The following is a 2,715-nucleotide window of genomic DNA, read 5'->3' as shown; positions in this document are numbered from 1 at the left end:
CTTGGCTACTAAATGAACAATACGGGTGCACGCAAGTGCGAAAAAGCCCTCGTATAAAGCACGGTAATTATCCACAGGGTGTTTTATCCGAGAAAATAATTTTTCAATCAAGAGTTAATTGTTTTTAACCCGGATTTCTCATGAGGCCGGCAGGCGTGGCCGGTGAAGCCTCGGTGTATCAACAACCTGCCTTCCACCGCTAAAAATTGATCGTTTTTTATTCAATTCCCGCGTATGGGGCGCACTGCCCCCTTTCCCCCATTGAGCCGGGCCGGGGGCGCCCGCCTGTTCAGGTCGGCTTGAGGCGGGCAACCAGCCCCGCAAAGAGTTCCTGATGCGGATAGGCCTCGCTGATCAGCACGCGGATGCGCCGGCTGTTGCGAATGATCACCGCACCGATCTTGAGCAGTTTCAAGCGCAGGTTATGGATGCTCATGCGCGCCAATGCGGTGCCCTGGAGATGATCGCGTAGCCGTTCGAACAGCACATAGGCAAAGGCCGACAGCATCAGCCGCCACTGGTTGGTCCACCAGCGTGGGCTGGAGGTGCGGTCGGCGAACAGATCCAACTGTTGGTCCTTGATCCGATTCTCCATGTCGCCACGGCCGCAGTAGTCTTCGTAGTACTGCTGGGCAGCATCCTCGGCAAAGCGGGACACGACGATGAAGCGTGGATTGGCACCCTGCTCGCCATGTTCCAGGCGCGACACGACCAGGCGGCGCCTACGCCAACTACCGGCCTGATAGAGGAAGCGATACACGCCGGACATCTTCTGCCCGGTTTCTTGGTAGGCCTCGGCGACAGCTTGCATGGCCGGCGCCGCCATCCGCTGCAGGCGGGTGTTGCGGGCCAGACCCACCACATAATCCACCTGCTTGCGGTCACACCAGTCGAGCATGCGATGTCGGCAAAAACCGCCGTCACCGCGGAACACGATGCGGGTCTCTGGCCAGAAGCGGCGAATGAACTTGACCAGCAGTGCCAGGATGGCCCAACTGTGTCGGGCGCCATCGATGTTGCTCGGGCGCAAATAGCTCACCAGCAGATGGCGACCACAGAACACATAGAGCGGCAGGAAGCAGTAATGGTCGTAATAGCCATGGAAGAAGCGCCCTTCCTGATCACCATGCACCGGCACATCGGTCGCATCGAAGTCGAGCACGATCTCAGCCGGCGCCTGGTCATGCTGGGCGATGAAGTGCTCCCACAGCAGGCGATGGGCTTGCACCACCGTTTCGCGATCGGCTTGCTGTTCCAGGCGCCCCAGAGTGGATTTGCCGGCCAGCGGTTGCAGGCGGTTGACCGCAGTCTGCAGCGCGTAGTCATGGCGCAGGCCGTCATGATCGTTGAGATCCTCGTAGCCGGCGGCCAGTGCATAGATACGCTGGGCGAGCAGTGTCTGCAGTCCGTGCTGGACACGCCCAGGATCACGCCGATCGGGAACGATTTTGGCCAGGCGGCGGGTCAAGCCATGTTGCCGGTCGACCTCGCGCAGCAGCAACAAGCCCGCATCCGAGGTGATGTGACCACCGGTGAAAGAGGCCTCGACGAGGCGGCGAGAGAGGGGGGAAAAGTGGAGTTTTTCTGGTAGCATTTTGTGCGCGGCTGAAGACTTATGGGGCTTTTTTTGGCGACAAGAATCATAAGGCTTTCAGCCGTTTTTGTTTATGCGGTCATGAGAAATCCGGGCTAAGTGCCTTCAGTCACGCATTACGCAACATATTTAAAATCTATGCTTGCGACATCAAAAAATATAACCCTCAAAACCTAATTTTGATATATTGAAGAAACGCGCAGCGCAAGAGCTCATCCAGTTCTCGAGCTCATCGTCAACACAGCCCATTGGGACGGACATAAACTGTCTGGAAATTCACCAGCATCTACAATCCTCATAACCAAACATATCAATAGTACGACTTTATCAAGTTTATGCCCTTGCCCAGCACTTCACGCCAGGCGGCTAGGTCTTCGCCATTAAGTTCTGGGTCGTGCTGTTTGACGGCCAATAACAGTGAGTCCAGCCACAAGTCATAGAGCTCCGGACGAATGTCGAACCCCTCGCGGGAGTGGCTCTGGCCGAGCGTGCGCAACTTGGTGTCGGACATGCCACGGGCGTAGAGCACCAGGTTGAGGATGCCGGCACGCAGCAGGTGCTTCTGCGCGGTCATGTCGGTCTTGGTGAACTTCTCGCGGATCGCCGGCGAGCTGGCGAGGAAGTGCCGGTAGAAAGTATCGAAAAAGCTCGGACTGGCGCAGCAGCGACCATAGCTTTGCATCACGCAGTTGATAGAAGACATGTTTTACCTTTCCAGTCGCCAGATGTCTCTCGCTAAAGCACGAGCGCATACCTTGCTGTAGCCAAGCATGACGAAGGTGTGTCGCGTTCGATGCCAGAGCGTTTTACCATGCTCCAGTAGGGGCCTGACCATTTATTTGGTCATTTACTTTCGCAGTAGCGTTTCGCCCAGCCAATTACTTGCATGCTCAAATTAATCAGCCCTTGGTCGTACCTTTGCGAAGCAATTTTTTAGAGCCTCTAGTGGCCTGCTTGGTTATTCAGTTAATCTAAATTGTATATCACGGTCTTCGCCGGCAGGTTCAGCGCGAATGGCCTCGCCACACAAAACCCCTCACCACAAATAAAAGAACTACCCAGAAAATCCGCTAGTGATGTCGCGACCGATAGGGAGGATCGATGAATAGCCTCCCTTGTGA

2 protein-coding genes are annotated in these 2,715 nt (G+C 55.8%); both read right to left on the bottom strand.

The annotated features are described in order from the left end of the window. Positions 1–289: 289 nt before the first annotated feature. Positions 290–1,594: an IS1380-like element ISPa33 family transposase gene (locus tag AB0305_RS22950; RefSeq protein ID WP_010793081.1), complete on the bottom strand. Its 1,305-nt coding sequence runs from the start codon at positions 1,592–1,594 to the stop codon at positions 290–292. A gap of 310 nt (positions 1,595–1,904) precedes the next feature. After that, positions 1,905–2,297 (bottom strand): globin, encoded by a 393-nt coding sequence (locus AB0305_RS22945; protein ID WP_290344226.1) that lies wholly within the window; start codon positions 2,295–2,297, stop codon positions 1,905–1,907. Positions 2,298–2,715: the final 418 nt, after the last annotated feature.

The sequence above is a fragment of the Arthrobacter sp. NPDC080086 genome (genome assembly GCF_040702285.1).
The sequence above is the reverse complement of the archived record's forward strand: the minus strand, read 5'-3'. Positions and strand labels throughout refer to the sequence as shown.

Coding starts and splice junctions, on each gene's coding strand:
- AB0305_RS22945 (WP_290344226.1), bottom strand. CDS start 2,297: ATGTCTTCTATCAACTGCGTGATGCAAAGCTATGGTCGCTGCTGCGCC.
- AB0305_RS22950 (WP_010793081.1), bottom strand. CDS start 1,594: ATGCTACCAGAAAAACTCCACTTTTCCCCCCTCTCTCGCCGCCTCGTC.